General features: G+C 36.9%; 23 protein-coding genes and 1 tRNA gene. 8 read left to right on the forward strand and 16 right to left on the reverse strand.

What is annotated here, in order from left to right; all coding sequences use genetic code 11:
• The first annotated feature begins 124 nt into the window (after nucleotides 1–124).
• Nucleotides 125–301 (forward strand): hypothetical protein, encoded by a 177-nt coding sequence (locus MHB53_RS09670; protein WP_340917587.1) that lies wholly within the window; start codon nucleotides 125–127, stop codon nucleotides 299–301.
• Here the strand turns inward: MHB53_RS09670 and MHB53_RS09675 are convergent.
• On the reverse strand, nucleotides 290–1,210 hold the full coding sequence (locus MHB53_RS09675) for a DMT family transporter (RefSeq protein WP_340917589.1): 921 nt from the start codon (nucleotides 1,208–1,210) through the stop codon (nucleotides 290–292). The two genes, MHB53_RS09670 and MHB53_RS09675, sit on opposite strands and share 12 nt — an antisense overlap.
• A gap of 110 nt (nucleotides 1,211–1,320) precedes the next feature.
• Here MHB53_RS09675 and MHB53_RS09680 point away from each other — a divergent pair, with 110 nt between their 5' ends.
• From MHB53_RS09680 to MHB53_RS09690, 3 genes are all read left to right on the forward strand, one after another.
• Nucleotides 1,321–2,013 carry an MgtC/SapB family protein gene (locus MHB53_RS09680; protein WP_340917591.1) on the forward strand — a complete coding sequence of 231 codons (693 nt, stop codon included), beginning with the start codon at nucleotides 1,321–1,323 and terminating at the stop codon, nucleotides 2,011–2,013.
• A 167-nt stretch (nucleotides 2,014–2,180) separates the two neighbouring features.
• A tRNA-Ala gene (locus MHB53_RS09685) sits at nucleotides 2,181–2,253 on the forward strand.
• A gap of 203 nt (nucleotides 2,254–2,456) precedes the next feature.
• Complete coding sequence (locus MHB53_RS09690) at nucleotides 2,457–2,654, forward strand: hypothetical protein (protein ID WP_340917593.1); 198 nt, start codon at nucleotides 2,457–2,459, stop codon at nucleotides 2,652–2,654.
• Between the two features lie 141 nt (nucleotides 2,655–2,795).
• On the opposite strand, the gene MHB53_RS09695 is transcribed toward MHB53_RS09690, so the two are convergent.
• The 7 genes from MHB53_RS09695 to MHB53_RS09725 form a co-directional block, all read right to left on the reverse strand.
• Nucleotides 2,796–3,503: a LutC/YkgG family protein gene (locus MHB53_RS09695; RefSeq protein ID WP_340917596.1), complete on the reverse strand. Its 708-nt coding sequence runs from the start codon at nucleotides 3,501–3,503 to the stop codon at nucleotides 2,796–2,798.
• Entirely contained in the window at nucleotides 3,500–4,927 is a 1,428-nt protein-coding gene (locus MHB53_RS09700) for a LutB/LldF family L-lactate oxidation iron-sulfur protein (RefSeq protein WP_340917598.1), read from the reverse strand. The genes MHB53_RS09695 and MHB53_RS09700 overlap by 4 nt, the downstream gene beginning before the upstream one ends.
• A gap of 17 nt (nucleotides 4,928–4,944) precedes the next feature.
• A complete protein-coding gene (locus MHB53_RS09705; RefSeq protein WP_340924580.1) occupies nucleotides 4,945–5,661 on the reverse strand; it encodes a (Fe-S)-binding protein in 717 nt (238 codons plus the stop codon).
• Between the two features lie 10 nt (nucleotides 5,662–5,671).
• A complete protein-coding gene (locus MHB53_RS09710) occupies nucleotides 5,672–6,391 on the reverse strand; it encodes a FadR/GntR family transcriptional regulator (protein WP_340917601.1) in 720 nt (239 codons plus the stop codon).
• A gap of 402 nt (nucleotides 6,392–6,793) precedes the next feature.
• On the reverse strand, nucleotides 6,794–6,964 hold the full coding sequence (locus tag MHB53_RS09715; RefSeq protein ID WP_340917604.1) for a hypothetical protein: 171 nt from the start codon (nucleotides 6,962–6,964) through the stop codon (nucleotides 6,794–6,796).
• Between the two features lie 311 nt (nucleotides 6,965–7,275).
• Nucleotides 7,276–7,512 (reverse strand): hypothetical protein, encoded by a 237-nt coding sequence (locus tag MHB53_RS09720; RefSeq protein ID WP_340917607.1) that lies wholly within the window; start codon nucleotides 7,510–7,512, stop codon nucleotides 7,276–7,278.
• A 239-nt stretch (nucleotides 7,513–7,751) separates the two neighbouring features.
• The gene (locus MHB53_RS09725; RefSeq protein ID WP_340917608.1) at nucleotides 7,752–8,468 is read right to left on the reverse strand and encodes a TerC family protein; all 717 of its coding nucleotides are present in this window, start codon (nucleotides 8,466–8,468) and stop codon (nucleotides 7,752–7,754) included.
• Nucleotides 8,469–9,079: 611 nt separating this feature from the next.
• On the opposite strand from MHB53_RS09725, the gene MHB53_RS09730 reads away from it, so the two are divergent.
• Nucleotides 9,080–9,502, forward strand: coding sequence for a hypothetical protein (locus MHB53_RS09730; RefSeq protein WP_340917611.1), 423 nt, complete (start codon nucleotides 9,080–9,082; stop codon nucleotides 9,500–9,502).
• Nucleotides 9,503–9,654: 152 nt separating this feature from the next.
• On the opposite strand, the gene MHB53_RS09735 is transcribed toward MHB53_RS09730, so the two are convergent.
• The 5 genes from MHB53_RS09735 to yugI all read right to left on the reverse strand — a co-directional run bounded on the left by MHB53_RS09735 (nucleotide 9,655) and on the right by yugI (nucleotide 15,991).
• Complete coding sequence (locus MHB53_RS09735) at nucleotides 9,655–11,001, reverse strand: glucose-6-phosphate isomerase (RefSeq protein ID WP_340917612.1); 1,347 nt, start codon at nucleotides 10,999–11,001, stop codon at nucleotides 9,655–9,657.
• A 352-nt stretch (nucleotides 11,002–11,353) separates the two neighbouring features.
• Nucleotides 11,354–12,598 carry a Glu/Leu/Phe/Val family dehydrogenase gene (locus MHB53_RS09740; RefSeq protein ID WP_340917617.1) on the reverse strand — a complete coding sequence of 415 codons (1,245 nt, stop codon included), beginning with the start codon at nucleotides 12,596–12,598 and terminating at the stop codon, nucleotides 11,354–11,356.
• Between the two features lie 42 nt (nucleotides 12,599–12,640).
• Entirely contained in the window at nucleotides 12,641–13,834 is a 1,194-nt protein-coding gene (locus MHB53_RS09745) for an ornithine--oxo-acid transaminase (protein ID WP_340917620.1), read from the reverse strand.
• A gap of 81 nt (nucleotides 13,835–13,915) precedes the next feature.
• On the reverse strand, nucleotides 13,916–15,460 hold the full coding sequence (pruA, locus tag MHB53_RS09750) for an L-glutamate gamma-semialdehyde dehydrogenase (protein ID WP_340917621.1): 1,545 nt from the start codon (nucleotides 15,458–15,460) through the stop codon (nucleotides 13,916–13,918).
• A gap of 141 nt (nucleotides 15,461–15,601) precedes the next feature.
• Nucleotides 15,602–15,991, reverse strand: a complete 390-nt coding sequence (gene yugI, locus MHB53_RS09755) for a S1 domain-containing post-transcriptional regulator GSP13 (protein WP_340917623.1) — start codon at nucleotides 15,989–15,991, stop codon at nucleotides 15,602–15,604.
• Between the two features lie 171 nt (nucleotides 15,992–16,162).
• Here yugI and MHB53_RS09760 point away from each other — a divergent pair, with 171 nt between their 5' ends.
• Both MHB53_RS09760 and MHB53_RS09765 read left to right on the forward strand, forming a co-directional pair.
• The gene (locus MHB53_RS09760) at nucleotides 16,163–17,005 is read left to right on the forward strand and encodes an alpha/beta fold hydrolase (protein WP_340917625.1); all 843 of its coding nucleotides are present in this window, start codon (nucleotides 16,163–16,165) and stop codon (nucleotides 17,003–17,005) included.
• The gene (locus tag MHB53_RS09765) at nucleotides 16,998–18,161 is read left to right on the forward strand and encodes a MalY/PatB family protein (RefSeq protein ID WP_340917627.1); all 1,164 of its coding nucleotides are present in this window, start codon (nucleotides 16,998–17,000) and stop codon (nucleotides 18,159–18,161) included. The genes MHB53_RS09760 and MHB53_RS09765 overlap by 8 nt, the downstream gene beginning before the upstream one ends.
• A gap of 321 nt (nucleotides 18,162–18,482) precedes the next feature.
• Here MHB53_RS09765 and MHB53_RS09770 read toward each other — a convergent pair whose 3' ends face one another.
• The 3 genes from MHB53_RS09770 to MHB53_RS09780 all read right to left on the reverse strand — a co-directional run bounded on the left by MHB53_RS09770 (nucleotide 18,483) and on the right by MHB53_RS09780 (nucleotide 20,384).
• A complete protein-coding gene (locus MHB53_RS09770) occupies nucleotides 18,483–19,013 on the reverse strand; it encodes a superoxide dismutase family protein (protein WP_445661415.1) in 531 nt (176 codons plus the stop codon).
• Between the two features lie 236 nt (nucleotides 19,014–19,249).
• Nucleotides 19,250–19,441: a hypothetical protein gene (locus MHB53_RS09775; RefSeq protein WP_340924585.1), complete on the reverse strand. Its 192-nt coding sequence runs from the start codon at nucleotides 19,439–19,441 to the stop codon at nucleotides 19,250–19,252.
• 193 nt (nucleotides 19,442–19,634) lie between these two features.
• Nucleotides 19,635–20,384 carry a peptidylprolyl isomerase gene (locus MHB53_RS09780; protein WP_340917629.1) on the reverse strand — a complete coding sequence of 250 codons (750 nt, stop codon included), beginning with the start codon at nucleotides 20,382–20,384 and terminating at the stop codon, nucleotides 19,635–19,637.
• A gap of 260 nt (nucleotides 20,385–20,644) precedes the next feature.
• Between MHB53_RS09780 and MHB53_RS09785 the strand changes: the two genes are divergently transcribed.
• Entirely contained in the window at nucleotides 20,645–21,043 is a 399-nt protein-coding gene (locus MHB53_RS09785; protein WP_340917631.1) for a kinase-associated lipoprotein B, read from the forward strand.
• Nucleotides 21,044–21,143 lie beyond the last annotated feature (100 nt).

The following is a 21,143-nucleotide window of genomic DNA, read 5'->3' on the forward strand; positions in this document are numbered from 1 at the left end:
ATAAAAAAATCCTGCAAGCCTTTTTCGCAAAAAGTTTTTTAAAATAATCAACTATTCATGTTTAACCGTCCGGCTACATACATAGTAACAAATGAATATTATTAAAGGAAGGTGTTTCACCTACATGCTAACAACTACTGCATTCATCATTACCCTAATTATGACGGTTTATTTATTTTCTTACTCATATATAGAAGCACTTCGAATATCCAATGCAGAAGAAAAGGTTTTTGGCGGAACATTTATCTTCTCTTCTAGCATGGCTTTTGTATTTTCAGGTCTCTGTTATTTATTTATTTAAATGTGTTAACTCGTTAATCTTTTGGTCAATTGTTTTAAGTCTTCTATCATTATATAAAAATAAAGATACACTAATTATTATGATTAACCCACCAATTATCTGTGTCCCTAGGATATTTTCATCCAATATATAAAAAGCTAGTAATGCTGCACCAACAGGTTCAAATAATATTGCCATTGATATAGTCGAAGTACTTAACCATTTTACGGACCAGTTAAAAAGTGTATGTCCAAATAAAGTAGGAACAATAGCAAGTAATAAAAAATATATCCAGTCAGATGATGGATAGGGAAATAATGTATCCCCCATAACTATTACATATAGGAATAAAACGATGGAACTAATTAAATAAACAAGAAAAGTGTAGACAATAAGTGATAATCTCTGCCTTACAGTTTGTCCAAATAAAAGGTAGGCAGTTATTAACGCGCATGCAATCAAAGCTAAAAAGTCACCATATAAAGCCATTCCACTTATTCTGAAGTCTCCCCAACTGATAACAACACTACCAACTACCGCTACTATTGCACAAATTACTGCTTTGGCAGAAAACTTTTCTTTAAAGAAAATAAACGTACCGATAAAAGCGAAAAGTGGTTGAAGTGTCACTAGAACTGTGGAACTTGCGACTGATGTATAATTTAAAGATTCAAACCAAAGTATAAAATGAAATGCTAAAAATATACCTGCTATAATTGTAAAAAGCCAATCCTTTTTAGTTATTGTCCGAAGTTCATATAGGTACCTCCGGGATAAAAATGGTAACATAATTAAAACACTGAAAAACATGCGATAAAAAGCGATAACTCCGGCCTCCGCAGTAGAAAGCTTTACAAATATCGCGGATGTAGAGACGGATAATACGCCAATCGTTAAAACAATATATGGATTGATCTTAGGTGTATTCATTCTCGGCTCCTTTACTATGAAATTACATATGTATGCTAAAATTATTCTAACTTTAACTTTCATTATAATCCATATTAGTTTGTAAATATTCGTAAAGGAAGTGTACACACTTGGAGATAGTAGACTACAGTCTTTTATTAAAATTGGGAGTTTCTGCTTTGCTCGGTTTAGTTATAGGACTTGAACGTGAATTGAAAAGAAAACCGTTGGGCTTAAAAACAAGTCTAGTCATTTCAATTATTAGTTGCTTATTAACAATTGTTTCTATAGAAGCAGCTTATATATTCCCGGGTAACGATGACATACGTATTCAAATGGATCCTTTGCGCCTTGCTGCTCAAATAGTTTCCGGTATTGGTTTTCTTGGCGCGGGTGTTATTCTACGAAGAGGTAATGATCATATTTCCGGTCTTACTACAGCTGCCTTAATATGGGGAGCCGCTGGGATCGGGATTGCAGTTGGCGCTGGTTTTTTTATAGAAGCAACTGCGGGTGTGGTCTTACTTATAATAAGCGTTGAATTGATTCCATTTGCCTTAGCAAAACTTGGACCCACTAAACTATTGAAAAATGATTTAATTATAAAGATTACAGTTAGTAAACCAGAAAGCTTAGAAACAGTGCTGAAAAAGTTGACGGAAGAGAAAATTATTGTCACACATACACGCATTAAAGATTTACGCGAAGAAACTGCTCACACGTTAGAGCTTAAGACGAGAGTAAGCGCCAAAAGATCAGTAACCGAAATTTATTATTCCATTTCAAAAATTGATGATGTTCAACGAATTGAGATAATTAGTTAAAAAAGAGGTTTCAAAAGGCACCAAAAGATAAATCACGATTTTTTTCGTTGGCATAGGTACGTACTTCTTGGTTCTAATTTTGCACCTTTTTGAATACGCATTAAAAAATTCTTCTTGCATTATTTTTTAATCTTACTATAATAGTGAATATAGCTCATTTTGAACTGGGGGGCTTAGCTCAGCTGGGAGAGCGTTTGGCTGGCAGCCAAAAGGTCAGCGGTTCGATCCCGCTAGTCTCCATAAACTAGAACTCTTGTATATACAAGAGTTCTTTTTTTATTTTTCATAAAACATTATTATAAACATCATCTTTTTGTCTAAAAATAAATGATTATTTGATAATTCCAAATGTCATTATCTTGCATATAATACACTGTAAGAACATCACAATCACCTGTCTAATAAATTGTTATTCCAATTTATATAGGAAGGAGGTCCTTGACTTGAAAGCATCATTAGGTTTTTGGATTGGTTGGCTAGGAATTATTTTAGCTGTTTTAGGCTTCTTCTATGCTCCGTTCTGGTTAGGCGGAAGTGCACTGGTTTTAGGACTTATCAGTCTTACTTCCCCTCAAAAAACTTTAGCCTGGAGTTCCATCACGCTCGGGGTTATAGTGCTATTAGTTACTTGGCTCCTGTAACTTGTCAGTAAACCGTATTGCGGCATGTCCGGATCCACCGCACATGCCTTTTCCAATGAATATATAAGAATTCCACCACATGAGATGGTCCCCTAAATGCAGTCTATTTCTCGGAGGATTATTGGACATAATTAATCTCTTTCAATCATCAACAACAATATAGGTAGCTTGAACAGGACCATGTACACCGACAATCAGATTCATTTCAATGTCCGCACTGTTACTAGGTCCAGATATAAAACTGACACATGATGAAACTTCTCGACCTTGTTCATTCGCTTCATGAATTTGTTTTACCGCTTGCGTTATCCGTGGGACGAGTGTACTTTTTGGTATAATCGCAATATGAACCCTTGGTAATAAACTAATTGTACGACCGTTATTTTTATCATTAAACAATGTTAATGTACCAGATTCCGCCAATGTGATATCACTAAAAGTAATTCCAATGTCCGCTCTTTCGGCAAATACCTGATTTTCTTTTTCCTTAGCCGAATCCCAAATCCATACATCAACACCATCATTTTTAAGTTCTTCATATACATCGTTTAATCCATATTCAACATTGCGATGATCGTTTGCGGCAATTACTACCCTTCCAATATGGTCTTTAATTACTTCCTTCATTATTTCACACAGCCCAACTTTATCTGTCCGTTTAAAAGTAGTATGAATTGTTTCACATTGCTTTTCTAATACATCGACTAATTGATCTGTTGAATAGCCCTCATACACATCCAACTGTGGACTCAAACTCCATTTCGGCCGCTTTACTCCTTCTGTAAGACGGGGTCTCCCGAGGCTTTTGGCTAAGTTGTCTAAAAATCTATCTCGATTTTGAATGGTCATAGTGATTTATCCCCTTTTCGATGTTCTTTAAACCAAGAGCGAAAAGATTGTTTACTTGGAGCGGGAAAATCACGCGATGACGTCCAGCCTTTTAAAGGGCCTGGTCCATTTGACACTTTTTCGTCCTTCGTCCACGGTTTTAATGCCGTACGAGCTAATTTCGCGCTTAATTTATATGCCGCAGGATTTGTCGACCACTTAACAAAACCATTCATCGCTAGTTTTTCCCCTGTTGGAGCCATATTTTCCTTTTCGACTATTATTTGTCGATGGCGAATTAATTGTTCATGGAGTGGAATTTTCACTGGACATACATCTGTACAAGCAGCACATAAGGTAGATGCATATGGCAATTCTTTATGATTTTCATATCCATCTAGCAAAGGGGTGAGTACCGCACCTATTGGTCCAGGATAAATCGAACCGTATGCATGCCCACCTATATGTCGATATACAGGACATACATTAATACATGCAGCACAACGAATACAATGCAGTGCCGATTGGAATTCCGTTCCCAATATTTTAGAGCGACCATTATCAACGATGACTAAATGATACTCTTCAGGTCCATCAATCTCATCTTCTAAACGCGTTCCTGTAATTGCGGTTATATAACTCGTTAATTTTTTACCAACAGCTGATCTTGTAAGTAAACTAACTAAAATATCAAGTTCTTCCCATGTAGGAACGATTCTCTCCATACCCATAACTGAAATTTGCGTATCTGGTAAGGAAGTTGCAAGACGAGCATTTCCTTCATTTGTTACAAGCGTGATCGCACCTGACTCCGCTACAGCAAAATTACATCCAGTAATGCCTATATCGGCAGATAAAAAGTCTTTTCGTAATTGCTCACGCGCGAATAATGCCAACTCCTCTGGAGAATTGGATTTATTATAACCTCTTTTATCAGTAAAGGTTTGTTTTATTTGATCCCTATTTAAGTGCAATGCAGGTGTTACAATATGTGAGGGTACGTCCTCATCCAGTTGTAAAATCCATTCACCTAAGTCTGTTTCAATTACTTCCGAACCAACTTCTTGCAACGCTTTGTTTAAGCCAATTTCTTCGGTAACCATCGATTTAGACTTAACAATCTTTTTTCCGTTTTTTCTCTTTACAACTTCTTTAATATATTCATTCGCATCTTCTGCTGTTTCAGCAAAAAATACATGACCGCCACGTTTAGATACTTGATCACTTAATTGCTGTAAATAATAATCAATATGTTGTAGCGTATGTGTACGAATTTCTTCACCTAATGAACGCCAGTCTTCCCAATTGCCTAATTCTTCGGCCGCATTCATTCGGCCACTTCTGAAACGACCTTGAGCTGAGGCAACTGAGTTCAGCATGAAATCATTTGCCATTCCTTCTTGCACACGGTTATCAAATGAACCATTGCCAATACGTATACTCATCTTATTCTCTCCTTCGGTTAGCGATGGTTTAATATTTCAGCTAGATGGATTACTTTTACATTTCGTCCTTCTCTCGATAATCGCCCACCTATATTCATTAAACAGGCCATATCTCCACCAACTAAATATTCCGCATTGGTTTCCACTACATGATCCACCTTTTCTTGTACCATACCACCAGATATGACAGAATTTTTAACAGAAAAAGTTCCACCAAAACCACAACAATCTTCCCCTTGTGGAAGTGTAATAAGTTCAACACCATTTACATGTTCTAGAAGTTTTACAGGTGCATCCTTCACACCTAATAGTCGAGTCATATGGCATGATGGGTGATATGTTACTCTCCCTTTAAAAGTAGAGCCGACATCGACAACTCCTAATACTTCAACAAGAAATTGTGTCAGCTCATAGGATTTAGCAGCCAAACTTTTTGCTTCTTCTTCCCATTCCGCATCACCACGAAATATATGTTCATATTCTCGCAACATCGCAACGCAGGAGCCTGATGGACCAACAACATATTGTGAATCCCGAAAAACCTTTATCATATGTTTCATTGTTTCTTTCGTATTCTTTAAGTACCCACTATTGTAAGCTGGTTGACCACAACATGTTTGTGCATCCGGAAAATCAACTTCACACCCTACTCGTTCCAAAATTTCTACTGTGTCTTTTCCAACATTAGATGAAAAAATATCACACATACACGTAATAAATAAAGAAACTTTCATCATCTTCACCTCACTTAATTTTAAAATCCATATACTTTTCCAATGATTTTTCAACATTAACTAAATGTTCTAACATATATTTTTGCGCCTTTTCTGACTGCCTACCTTTTATCGCATCATAGATCAATTGATGTTCTTTAATTAATTGTGCCGCTTTTTTTTCCGAATAGATTAATACTTCTCTAGTTTCTCGTAATACATTAACCATTATTTCTGAAACCGAACGCATTAAATGAATGAGAATTTGATTATGTGTGGCGCGAGCGATAGCCATATGAAAACGCAAATCCGCATCTTCACCAACTCCATCTATCTTCTTTAAGCTCTTCATTTCTTCGATTGCGTCCCTTAGTGGAATTAAATCCTCTATTTTGTGATGAATTGCTGCAGAACTCGCAGTACCTACCTCAAGTATTTTACGTACTTCATATAATTCCTTTATATCTTCCTTTTTCATTAATAACCCCGCGGTGACAGGTAAAGAAAAGTTTGATGCTTTGAAATTCGTAACAAATGTACCTTCTCCTTGGCGCATAACAACTAGCCCCATTGCCCGCAAACCACTAAGGGCCTCCCTAACTGCAGAACGACTTACATGAAAAATTTCTGATAGCTGCTCTACAGAATCTAATTTATCTCCTGGCTTCAATTCAGCCGTTTTTATCATGTTAATAAGTGCATCTGTTACTTCTTCATAGATTTTTTTCGTTTGAATGCGTCTATTTTCCACCCTTCATCCTCCCTTCATATATGTTCTCTATATAAATCATATCATAAGGTCATCTGATGACTTAAACGTAATTTTGTTCCTTGGCAAATGATTTTTAAATAAGTAGCCTTAAACAGGCATGGATATTTAACGAACACCTACTTCAAATATACGTTTATCCTATTTACCTTAGATTCTATTTTATTTAACTCTTCTAATATAACCACACTTAATAGTGTTATAATACACGTTGAAATTCCTGTGGGTCAAGTACTTCAGGGAAATAAAAGTGAGTTTTCAAAAAAAGTGTCTATAGAGGCTATATAATCCTATATGTTTTTTCTTATTATTAACCCAAAAAAGGATCAAGCCCGGTCAACACCGGGCCATCCCCTAATTGACTAAAATACATGCGCACTTTTATTAATAACGATCGTTTCTACGCTCTCTACATCTACACTCAAAATCTCGGTCTCGGTCTCGGTCTCTGTCCCAATCACAATGACGATCACGCTCGCCTCTGACTTCTCGACATTCACAAATCAATCTTACCCGTCTTCTTCTCCGATCTTCAAAATCATTTTCAAAACACATGTTCATCGCTCCTTATTATTTTTTAAGCCGGCCGACCTTAATAAATAATATATTGATGAGTACACTTCATTGATTGGACAATCCGTCTGGTGAAAACCAACATTTTTCACTAGTAGTCCGTGTTCAAAGAGGTCCCTAATTAGAAACAAATAATTCGAGGCGAGAAGGTTTTGAGGATCGGAGCGTATGCTTTTCATACATGAGAACTGGAAAAACCGAGCAACGAAGAAATTCGCCGTTAATCATTTGGTGACTTTTTGAAAATCCTCTAGTAACTCACAGCCGAGTTTTTTAATAAGAGTGATGGTCTATCATTTATTCATCGTATTTTTTGTCCCACTGTATAGCCCACTCGCTGAGAGTCCCAGCATTGTACCGACTAAAATCCCTTGCTTTATATCAAACTCAGTAACATAGAAAATACCAATCACGATACCGATTCCAATGGCAATAAATGGTAATACCTTATTATTTACTCCTGCCTTTTTAAATAGTTCTACCAATCCTAATATAAATGGAATCAACACCACATCATATATTTCAAACATTTGATCATCTCCTTTAATTATTTTATGACCTCCTTGTCCTCATGGTAACGGCATTGCCCCCATCCATTTACAAAAAAGTCGAATATGCTGAGGAGTAACTTGATTAGCTTTCTTCATTACAATATCCACTAATAATTATTCATATCAGCAGTAAATTTAATATTTCTTAATACACAAAAAGGACCCAGATGGGCCCTTAGAATTTACATACAACTGTGTTCATATCTCCAACTTTATAATTAACTATATTGTTTTACCTTCCTTTTAGATATTGCTTTTTTTTTAGCTAAATAGCCAGCTCCTAAAACGAGTATGGTGATTAGAATGATAATTGTATAAGTAACTACTCCAGAAGTGATACCTAAAAAGTCGACTAACTGCTCGTCTCTTAAAATCATGCCTCCTGCCGTCCAAGCAAGAATGCCCGAGCCAACATACCCGATCCAATTATATTTATTCATCGCCATTACAATAAATTTCGAACCGAAAATCATAATCGGAATGCTTATAGCGACTCCAATCGCAATCATTGTAATATGGCCATTTGCCGCTCCCGCAACAGCCACAACATTATCTAGACTCATGACTACATCTGCTAAAATGATTGTTCCAATTGCTTTCATCAAGCCAGTATGAGCCGATATGTGTGCATCTTCTTCATCACCAACAAGTACCTTATAAGCAATGAATAAAAGCAGCAATCCTCCAGCAATATCAACAAATGGAATTTTTAATAGCCAAACGATTATGACCGCAAATAGAATGCGCAGAACCACTGCTCCAGCAGTTCCCCACACGATTGCTTTGTTTTGCTGCTCTTTCGGCAAGTTACGTGTTGCCATTGCAATGACGATGGCATTGTCACCAGATAAAATAACATCGATAGCAATAATTTTTAACAATGCAATCATCGCTGCTGAAGAGACAGTAATTCCTAGTATTGAGGCTAATTCCATTCCTTTTTCCTTCTTTCTAAGACCTTTTCTACAAGGTTAAATAATATATATCAATTTATTTATTGTACCATACTCTATTATCTTGCTAATGAATTCATACTTACAGCTTTTTTGAAAAAAGTAAAAAATTAATCTCACTATAAATGTTTGTTTTTATCAGACTGTCTGTCCATTCAAACTCATTTTTTTCAATATGTTATGTATTAAGGCCGGGCAAATATAAATACATTTTGAAGGAGCGATGAATGTATGTAGTTTGAAGACGAGTCTTCCGATTTTGTAGAAGGTACCTAACGAAGACAGCGTGACTGACGACGTGAGAAGAAGACGAGATAGAGATGGTTTTTGCTGTTCTCGTTTTTGGGATATTCAGAGAGACTAGGCCAATTGAGTATTCTATTGTATAAACATTCTCCATGAAATATAACTAATTGATGTTGCTTCAGAACAAGAAAGGATTCTTTACGAAAAAGAACACTTTCTTATCTCTGTCCTTAATCAAAAATGGGCAAATTCACCAGACTGTCTGTCCAATCAATTCTAGTCATTCTTCAATATGTTATTAACAAAGGCCAATGGCTTTTAATATATATTTAAGGAGCGATAATTGTATGTGGCATGAAGATGACGATAGAGTGGAATCAGAAGATTTCGGCAAAAGACGTAAAAGAAGAAAAAGATCATTTTGTGATTGCGAGCGCGACCGAGATTGGGACTGTGAAAGTAGTGAACATGATCGGGATTGTGGTTGCGAAAGTAGCGATCGGGATCGGGATCGGGATCGTGATCGGGATCGGGATTGTGGTTGTGAAAAAGGTGAGCGGGATCACGGACGTTGCAAAGGATGTGTTTGTCACCAGCTGAAGAAGCTATCAACTGGTACTACAATCGATATTACAACTACAGGCTTAAATAATTTTGCCACTGTAACATTCCGCCGTTTTGACAGAAGAACTTGTTGCGCAACATTTACACAAGGATCTGCTGAAGTTATTGTAGATTGTCGGGAAATCAAAGCGATTCGCTTACCTTAATAAATATTTAAAGGGCTTTTCAACATTGAAAAGCCCTTTAATACTTAATAATTGCTCAAATAAATAAGTAAAAAAACTGTTTATTGTTATTTTTAAATAAAACAAAAGGAACCTTCGGAATAATTTCGAAGGTTCCATTAAAAAATTATTAATTATAATCTCTTTTCCAACTCAGCTTTTTTCTCTTCAAATCCTGGCTTACCTAATAAAGCGAACATATTTACTTTGTATGCTTCTACTCCTGGTTGATCAAATGGATTTACTCCTAGTAAGTAGCCACTCAAAGCACATGCTTTTTCAAAAAAGTAAACTAGATAACCGAATGTGTATGCATCCATTGCCGGAATCTCAACAACAAGATTCGGAACATCTCCATCTGTATGCGCCAGCAATGTCCCTTCGAAAGCTTTGTCGTTTACAAATTCAACTGTTTTTCCTTCTAGATAATTGAGGCCATCAAGATCTCCAGCTTCACTTTCAATGATTAGCTCATGGCGTGACGTTCGAACTTTGATAACTGTTTCAAATAGATCCCGACGACCTTCTTGTACATATTGTCCCATTGAATGAAGATCTGTTGAAAAGTTTGCTGATGCTGGGAATATTCCTTTTTGGTCTTTCCCTTCACTTTCCCCGAAAAGCTGTTTCCACCATTCAGAAAAATATTGCAAACCAGGCTCATAATTAATGAGCATTTCGATTGTCTTTCCTTTGTTATATAATACATTACGGATCGCTGCGTATTGATAGGCAATATTACTCTCAAGGTCTGCAGTACTGAATTCCTCACGCGCATCAGCGGCACCCTTCATCATATCTTCTATTGCAACACCACTAACTGCAATTGGAAGTAAACCAACCGCTGTAAGAACGGAATAACGTCCACCGACATCATCTGGAATGACGAATGTTTCATAGCCCTCTTCATTTGATAATGTTTTAAGCGCACCCTTTTCCTGATCCGTTGTAGCAAAGATACGTGCTTTCGCTTCTTCACTACCATACTTTTCCTCAAGTAGTTTTCGGAAAATACGGAAAGCTAGTGCTGGCTCTGTAGTTGTTCCTGATTTGGAAATAACATTAATCGAAAAATCTTTGTCATTAAGTAAATCTAATACATCAGTCATATATGTTGAACTAATATTATTTCCCACAAAAATAATTTGCGGTGCCTTACGTTGTTCCTTAGAAACTGCATTATAGAAACTGTGGTTCAACATTTCAAGTGCAGCACGTGCTCCTAAGTAAGAACCACCAATCCCAATAACGAGTAATACGTCGCTATCAGACTTAATTTTTTCTGCTGCTCTCTGAATCCGTGAAAATTCATCGCGATCATAGTCTACAGGTAGATCAATCCACCCGAGATAATCACTTCCCGCACCCGTTTGTTCGTGAAGTTGCTTGTGCGCCGTTTCCACCGCACCTTGCAAGTATGTAATTTCATGTTCTTCAAAAAATGTTAATGCTTTTGAATAATCAAATTTAATATGTCCCATCTAATAACCTCCCTGAGCGATATTTAGAGATCTTTTCATCAATCATCTAAATTGTACTTTAGCGGAAATATTGAAAATTTACAAGAAATCATGCATTTTTAATCTCAAATATAAATTGCCGACATCAAAACAAATAATGACATCGGCAATATGGACTCGTAGGATGTAAGTCATAACAGCGTTACCTCATGACGTGGCATTCTAAACGTTGTTCCTTACTGTCTAGCTGCAAACTTTACGATTCTGCCAACGATAAGTCAACATCGAATCGCTTACGCTCTTCGTGTTTCCTTTATCTCGTCAGAATCCCTAAAAGTTTGTACGTCGCTTAACAGGCACCTTCCGCTTTTCTTTACACCCAGCCTCTGAATCTTGATGCTTCGGCTACATTTCTCATGCCTACCATATATGCTGCGAGGCGCATGTTTATTCTACGACTTTCTGCTGTTTTATAAACGTTTTCGAAGGCAGTTACAAGTTTTTCTTGTAGTTTTTCATTTACTTCTTCTTCTGTCCAATAATAACCTTGGTTGTTTTGCACCCATTCGAAATAGGAAACCGTCACTCCACCAGCACTTGCTAATACATCGGGTACTAATAGTATGCCGCGATCTGTTAATATCTTCGTAGCTTCCTCTGTCGTTGGACCATTAGCCGCTTCTACTACAATCGATGCTTTTATGTTCGGTGCATTTTCAGCTGTAATTTGATTTGAAACTGCAGCTGGCACAATAATATCGCAATCAAGTTCAAATAATTCCTTATTTGTAATTGTATTTTCAAATAATGTTGTGACAGTACCGAAACTGTCACGACGATCAAGCAAATAGTCAATGTCTAGGCCATCAGGATCATGAAGTGCTCCATATGCGTCAGAGATACCTACAATTTTCGCTCCCGCATCATACAAAAATTTCGAAAGGAAGCTCCCCGCATTTCCAAATCCTTGAATAACAATTCTTGCATCTTTTAGATTAAGTCCACGTTTTTTTGCTGCCTCTTCAATACAAATGGTCACACCTTGAGCTGTTGCTTTTTCCCGTCCTTGAGATCCTCCAAGCACAATCGGCTTACCAGTAATAAAACCAGGGGAATCATTTTCTCGAAGACGACTGTACTCATCCATCATCCAAGCCATTATTTGTGAGTTCGTATATACATCGGGAGCTGGGATATCTTTAGTTGGCCCGACGAACTGGCTAATCGCCCTTACATAGCCACGACTAAGTCGTTCGACTTCTCCCATAGACATTGTCCGAGGATCACAGATAATACCGCCTTTTCCACCACCATAAGGAAGATTAACGATTCCACATTTAATACTCATCCACATGGACATCGCCTTTACCTCTTCTTCTGTTACTTCAGGGTGATAACGAACTCCCCCTTTTGTAGGACCAACAGAATCATTGTGCTGTGCACGAAAACCAGTATATACTTTTACAGAACCATCATCCATTCTTACAGGAATACGAACTGTAAGCATTCTTAACGGTTCTTTCAATAGCTCATACATCTCTTCGCCAAACCCAAGCTTGTTAAGGCCATCTTTAATAACCTCTTGTGTTGATGTGAATAAGTTTAGATTTTCTGCCATCGTTTTTCGCCTCTTTATTTTGTAATCAAATTTATTATAGCATCATGAGAATAGTTTATTAATACGTTCAAAAGCCCAATCCAATTCTTTTTTTGTAATAATAAGCGGTGGAGATAAACGAATTACTGTATCGTGCGTTTCTTTACACAAAATTCCCTCATTCATAAGTGCTTCGCAATATTTACGGGCATCTTCAAATAATTCAACTCCGATAAATAATCCTTTTCCCCTTACTTCTTTTATCGACTGATGATCTATCTCTTTTAATTTTGACATAAAATAATGTCCTAATTCAAGCGAACGCTCAGTTAACTTTTCATTTTCAATAACTTCAAGTGCAGCGATTGATACGGCACACGCAAGTGGATTGCCACCAAATGTAGAACCGTGTGAGCCAGGATTAAAGACCCCAAGTATATTTCGATTTGCAGCAACACATGATATTGGAAAAATTCCCGCACCAAGGGCTTTCCCTAAAATGTACATATCAGGTACAACATTTTCCCAATCACTAGCGAACATTTTCCCTGTTCTGCCAAGTCCCGATTGAATCTCATCGGCAAGAAATAATACATTACTTTCCTTGCACAGGTCGAATGCTGCTTTTATATACCCTTTGGGAGGGATAATTATTCCTGCTTCCCCTTGAATAGGTTCAATGATAAAAGCAGCTGTTTCAGATGTAATCGCAAGCTTTAGAGCATCTATATCCCCGTAAGCGACCGATTTGATACCTGGGAGCATAGGACCGAATCCTCGCTTATATTCCTCTTCAGAAGATAGGGATACAGCTGTCATTGTTCGACCGTGGAAATTACCTTCACAAGCAATAATTTCCGCTTTATTTTCAGCAATTCCTTTTGTCTCATAAGCCCAACGTCGAGCGGCTTTCACCGCAGTTTCTACTGCTTCTGCGCCAGTATTCATCGGTAAAACCATGTCTTTTTTTGTTATATTACTTATCTTTTCATACCATAGACCAAGCTGATCATGATGAAATGCACGCGATGTTAATGTAACACGACTAGCCTGATTCGTTAATGCCTGAATGACTTTAGGATGACAATGCCCTTGATTAACCGCAGAATAGGCACTGAGCATATCCATGTATCGATTCCCTTCAAGGTCTTTCACCCAAACACCTTTTGCTTCAGAAATCACGATAGGAAGTGGATGATAATTTTTCGCACCATACTTTTCTGTTTGGCTAATAATGTAATCTGTTTTCATTGTCATATTATAAGAACCCCCTTTGCCAATCACTTTCTTACAATGGAGAGTTTTTCTTTATATGAACAGTTTCACTTCTACTAACATCTACAGCATTTCCGAAGTCGTTTTCGCTTGCATATGCAACAATAGATAATCAGGACCACCAGCTTTTGAGTCAGTACCAGACATATTAAAACCACCAAATGGCTGATATCCGACAATCGCACCGGTACAGCCCCGATTGAAATAAAGATTTCCTACATGAAAATCTTCGCGAGCCTGCTCTATATGCTGTCGGTTATTGGTAATGACTGCGCCCGTTAACCCATATTCTGTATTATTAGCTATAGCGATTGCCTCGGTAAAATTCTTAGCTTTTGCAAATGCAACAACAGGACCGAATATTTCTTCTTTCATAAGGCGCGCTTCCACATTAAGTCCTGAAAAAATGGTTGGTTGGATAAAGTAACCTTTTGAATCGTCCCCTATTCCCCCTATCATTAATTCTCCTTCTTCCTTACCGATCTCTATATATTGCATTATTTTATTAAAAGCTTGTTGGTCATTGACAGGTCCCATATAGTTATTACTATTTGTTGGATCACCAATTGTCAATTCTGCTGTCAGTTCCACAGCCCGGTTGAGTACGGATTCGTATACATCCTCTACTATAATGGCACGTGAACACGCTGAACACTTTTGACCTGAAAATCCAAATGCTGATTTCACAATCGATTGTGCAGCTAATTCTAGATCCGCTTCTTTATCAACGATAATTGTATCTTTCCCACCCATTTCGGCAATAACACGCTTGAGCCACATTTGTCCTTCATATACTTTTGCCGCACGCTCATAAATACGGGTTCCTACTTCTCTAGAACCAGTAAAACTAATAAAACGAGTTTTGGGATGATCGACTAAATAATCTCCAATTTCGGTCCCACTACCTGGAATAAAGTTAACGACACCATTTGGCAGACCAGCTTCTTCAAGAACTTCTATAAATTTGGCAGCAATAATCGGAGTCGTTGATGCCGGTTTTAATAAAACTGTATTTCCTGTAACGAGCGTAGCTACTGTCGTTCCAGCCATTATCGCAAAAGCGAAATTCCATGGTGAAATAACAATACCTACACCTAATGGGATATAATCGTAACGGTTATATTCCCCTGTCCTACTTTCTACTTTCTTTCCACATTTTAGCTTTAAGACTTGACGACCATAATACTCAAGAAAATCAATACCTTCCGCAATATCCGCATCTGCTTCATTCCAAGGCTTCCCGGCTTCCTTAACAAGCAAAGCGGAAAATTCATGTTTTCTTCGACGGATAATAGCCGCAGCCTTAAATAGTATATCCGCCCGTATGTTAGATTCTACTTTTCTCCATATTTCAAAAGCATCGAGTGCACTGTTCATTGCCTGTTCTGCTATTTCTTTGTTCGTTTTTGATACATTTCCAATCACTTCTACTTTATTCGCTGGATTGTAAGATGTAATTTTTTCTTCTGTCGAAATACGTTCACCGTTGATGATGAGAGAATAATCTTTACCTAGATAGCTATTTACTGCTTCTAATCCTGCTTCAAAGGCCTTTTTATTGGCCCCTTTCGAAAAATCAGTAAATGGTTCATGTTTGTAAGGAATCATCTATATTCCTCCTCAACGTTCATATTTTCGTCACATAAATATTATCATACTTTACGGTTGATGGATATTAGCATGAATGATTTTTGACAAAAAAAAAGACCCTTCCCTATAATAAGGAAGTGCCTCTCTGTCTCTATATAATTACTTGTTAATTAAATCTTCGCGATCGGATTGGTCAATCCACTCTTGAAGCTTATCTTTAAGTGTATTAAACCCTTCGTTACTTGTAGCTTCAGTTTTAACAACTGGTTGACGGCGAGGTTTCTTCGTTTCTTCTTGTTTCGGCGCTTCTTCTGTTGCGCGAATAGACAAGCTAATTTTTCCTTTTGCCTCGTCAACAGACAATACTTTCACATTTACTTCGTCACCCAATTTTAAAAATTCATTAATATCTTTTACAAAACCGTGTTTGATTTCGGAAATGTGTACAAGTCCTTGCGTTTCTTCGTCAAGTGCAACAAATGCACCATATGGTTGAATACCAGTTACTTTACCTTTTAAAACATCGCCTGACTCATATTTTGTCGTCATGGAAACACTCCTAATTATAATAGTTTTTCTCCTAATTTACGCAATTGTAAATTATACCACAGATTTAAGTGACTTTAAAGATTTTTATTTTTCTATTCATAGCAACTGAACATATACATTGTGTTATTTTACTCCAAAAGGGTAAAATATATTAAAATTGGAGGAATCGCTATGTCCGTAACTTCTCGCGAAAATCACGCCTTTGTTAATGGAATTGATGTCTACTATGAGGAATATCAATCAATAGACTGCGCTCCAGTTTTTCTTTTAATACACGGATTTCTATCATCATCTTTCAGTTTCAGAAAGTTAATTCCTTTATTAGTAAAGGAATTTCACGTTATCTCGATTGATATTCCTCCTTTTGGTAAAAGTGGTAAGTCAAAGAACTATCGCTATTCCTATAAAAATATGGCAAAAACGGTGATTGACTTACTCGACCATCTGTCAATTGATAGCATGTACGCGGCCGGTCACTCAATGGGTGGACAGATTTTGATGAATATCATGCATCAAAGACCCGATTTCATCAAAAAGACAGTTCTTCTTTGCAGTTCCGCTTATATGCCAAAAGCGAATAACCCTATGATTTTCTCCAGTTATCTTCCCTTATTTGATAGATATATAAAACGTTATCTTCAAAAAACTGGTGTCGTGGGAAATTTGGAGAATGTTGTATTCGACAAAAGCATGATTAATGAGACAATGATAAATGGATATACGGAGCCTTTTAATAATGATCTTATCTTCAGTGCTTTGACAAAATTGATTAGACATCGTGAAGGTGATTTAACTGAAACAGTGTTGCGGAAGATCCATACTCCATGTCTGCTCATATGGGGAGAACAGGATAAAATAGTTCCTTTACATATTGGGAAGCGACTTGCCAATGATTTACCTCATTCAAAATTTGTTATTTTTAAAAATGCGGGACATTTAATTCCCGAGGAAATGCCTATGGATGTATATGTAGAAATCAGAAAGTTTATTTTAGGAGGAGTTAAACATGATTAACTTTGATGAATATATTAACCGAAATGAAACATTATCAGTAAAATGGGATGGTTTAGAAAAGATCTTTGGTGATTCAGATCTTTTACCTATGTGGGTAGCCGATATGGACTTCCGTCCCCCAATACAAGTTTTAGAACAAATGAAACAGCGAATCGAGCACGGCGTTTTCGGTTATACCATCATTGATGAAAGTGCTCAAAGCGCAATAACTACTTGGACAAAAAAGCGCCATAATTGGAAAATAGAGCCGGAATGGTTGCTCTTTAGCCCAGGTGTAGTCCCTTCGATCGCTATGGCCGTACAAGCGTTTACCGAAGTCGGGGATAAAGTATTAGTACAATCTCCAGTTTATACCCCCTTTTTCAATATTATCGAGAGTAATATGAGAGAAGTGGTTAATGCCGAATTAGTACAAAAGAATGGACGTTACGAGATAGATTTCATTGATTTCGAAGAAAAGTTAAAAAGTGGTGTAAAGTTATTTCTTTTATGTAGCCCACATAATCCAACAGGAAGAGTCTGGATGCAGGACGAGTTAAACAGGATGGCAGCGCTTTGCAAAAAATATGATGTTATAATCGCATCTGATGAAATTCATGCAGACATTGTAATGCCTCCTTATAAACATATACCTATTGCATCACTGAAAGAATCGTATGCAGATAAAACGTTAACCTTTATGGCACCTAGTAAAACTTTTAATTTAGCCGGTCTACAAGCCTCTTTCATGGTAGTCCCAAATCAAGAAATGAGAGATAAGATCGCAGAGATTCAAGCGAAAAATGGATTCTTCTCATTAAATACTTTTGGAATTATTGCTATGGAAGCAGCGTATGCACACGGAGAGCAATGGATCGATGAACTGCTAACCTATATTGGGACAAATATTGATTTAATAAAAGGCACAATCAAAGAAAATCTACCCAAACTGACTGTAATCGAACCGGAAGGAACATATCTTGTTTGGATTGATTGCCGAAAAACAGGGTTAAGCGATGAAGATTTACGAAAAGTCTTATTAGAAATAGGGAAACTAGCAGTAAATTTTGGAGAAGCTTACGGACCCGGTGGTGAAGGATTTATTCGCATAAATGCTGCCTGCCGAAAAGAAACAGTCGAAGAAGGACTAAAAAGACTTCAGTTAGCACTAGGTTAAAAATTAAAGTTATGAAAAAGGCTGACGATTAGTCGGCCTTTTTCATAACTTGATGGGTCCTACGCAATTATTGTGGAAGTGTTGATCAAATCCGTTGCCTTCTTCTTGCTTCTAAAGATGTTGACGATCAATGGATCTCTTTAGTATTCAGGTGGAACAAAAGGTAGATTCTATTATTAACAACGTCCCAAGAACCCACGGAAGGTGATAAGATATAAGAATAATTCAAGAGGCTAAGAGCATGTGTCAGAGAATAAAGTTCTGAAACCACGGAAATTCAAAAATACTTTACTTGACGCTTGTCAGGAGCCTCCTCTTATCTTATTTACTTGGTTTACGATCTTTAGATATTTCACCACATGCTATTCTGTTGCCTGCATTTCCAGCAGGTTGTGACATTCCGTCATCCGGGTTTTCATGAATGACAATTGATGTACCATCTTTTGTATATAAGGAGTTTTTCTTTTCTACATCAAAAGTAACTTCATTAGCCATGATTTTCAACTTTGCATTTCCATCTTCATCAGCGGTTATATTAGGCAAGTCTCCAGCATGGACACCTTTCGGATTGAGAAGTCCGTGTTCTTTTTTATCTGGATTAAAATGATCGCCAGCAGAAAGGTAATCTGGTGCCTTGCACGATCCTTTAGTATGAATAATGATCGCATGTTCCCCAGGCGGTAATCCTTTTAAATCTAAAGATAATTCTACACCTTTCGCCTGCTCTTGCATTTTAATTTTCCCTATTGAATCTCCATCAGAATTTTTCATATCGATATCCATCTTCTTCGGAGGTGGATTTGTACAGGCAGCCAGAAAAAGAACCATGATTAAAAGGTAATATTTTTTCAACTATATCCCTCCATATGAGCAATGATTTCTTCATTGTTGCCAGAGATATAATGAATTATCCTCTTATGTACAATAAAAGCGCAAGCGCGTCGCGTGGTGGAACACCGGCTAAGTCCGCTATAACGTCGATGTAACCTACATCGTTTTTTGGAGTCCTCATTATCTACTTATGCAGACCGAAGAGAGATGCATATTAATCGATAGAATTTGGAGCTGGACATGAAAAAAACACCCTTCTACAGGTGCTCTTGTTGGCGTTCACGGGTTATTTTCTCTTCTAGCTCTTTCGTTTTCAACTCTTGTTTTTTGGAGATCCTTTTTATCAGGATAAATGTTGCGACTGTAATAACTCCAAAAATAGCCATTGTAATTGCTGCAGGAATATATTCTGATTTATCTTCAGGGAAGTATAGAAACGGCATATACATGACAAATGAATTGAATATTGATTGCAAGGAAAACATCCTTTCTTTCCTTCTTTAATTAACTAGATTATACCAAGATTTTAAGATGTGCAACAACGACAATTATGTGACATAGTACAAATTTATATTCCAATACTACAAAAGTTAATAGTAAAAACCAGAAAAGCCACCTTAAAAAAGGCGGCTTTTCAATTGATTATTCTTTAATGATATCGATACTTTCGATTACAACATCTTCTACAGGCTTATCTGCTCCGCCTTTTTTTACTTTTGCAATATTATTTACTACATCCATGCCTTCAACAACTTGTCCGAAAACAGTATGTTTGAAATCAAGATGCGGCGTTCCGCCTTTTTCCATATATGCTGCAATGATTTCTTTTGGAAAACCTGCTTTTTCCATTGATTTTTCCATACGGGGGTCCACTTGGCTATTTTGAACGATGAAAAATTGACTGCCATTCGTACCTGGACCAGCGTTTGCCATTGATAAGGCACCATTTATGTTGAATAACTGGCGTGAGAACTCATCTTCAAAAGATTCACCATAAATACTTTCTCCGCCAGCACCTGTCCCTGTTGGATCTCCACCTTGAATCATGAAGTCTTCAATAACACGATGAAAGATAATCCCATTATAGTATCCATCTTTTGCGTGAGTAACAAAGTTTTCAACTGTTTTTGGAGCCTGTTCAGGGAATAACTTTATTTTAATAGATCCCATATTTGTATTCATTTGTACTAACTTTTCATTATCGGCTACCTCGTTCGATAATTGTGGATAAGATACTTGCTCTGTCATGTCAACATCTCCTTCTTTTTCATTGGCTTCTGTTTTTTCTTCTGTACTTTTTGGATCTGGCATCTCCTGTATATTATTTGTTCCACATGCTGCTAATATGAAAACAAACAATAACATAAAAATCCCAATAAGGTGTTTTTTCATAACCTGCCCTCCAGAATTTACTTTACAGGATTTCTTCAAAAAAATCATCCTTCTTTCATTTTCTTCTCTTTTATTAGATAATTGAAACAAGATTACTTATTGAGAACAGATCGATAGAACAGTGAAAAGTCAATATAAGGGCAAAACAATAGCTTCTGATACCTCATTTGCTGTTGTTCGGATTATATTATCCATTGTTTTTGAAACGGTAGTATTCTAGTTAGATTGGATAAAAAATGGAGAAAAAGGGGAGATCAACGATGGAAATCGGTCAAATTGTTAAAGTATTTAATAAAACCGGGACATACATTGGAGAAATTACCGGAATTCGTGAAGATTCATATACAGTTCGTATGCTAGCTGTATTAACACATCCTAGACAAGGTGATTTACATAATCCAAATCAAATAGATGTTCCTTTCTTCCATGAGAGAAAAGCGCTAGCATTTCGTGAGCAAGCAAATATACCAATGAATATGGTTCATCCTTTTGAAGAAAGTATACCTGATTATCGTAGTTCTTTACTTGTAGCGGTTCGTAAACTAGCTGAAAAATTGGAAGCAAAACCGGAAGATCCTTTTAACATAAAAAGCCTTAAGGCGTTAAGTGAAGTCATTAAGGAGTATGAACTGATGTATTCCATGGAAATTAATATTTAAAAGGTCCATTTTTAATAATTGGACCTTTTTATGTTTATTAGCACCGCGAACATTTACTAACTTAAGCTGTATAGTTGATATTAATTTCCATTAATTTATA

This window comes from Bacillus sp. FSL K6-3431, assembly GCF_038002605.1.
Taxonomy (GTDB): domain Bacteria; phylum Bacillota; class Bacilli; order Bacillales; family Bacillaceae_C; genus Lederbergia.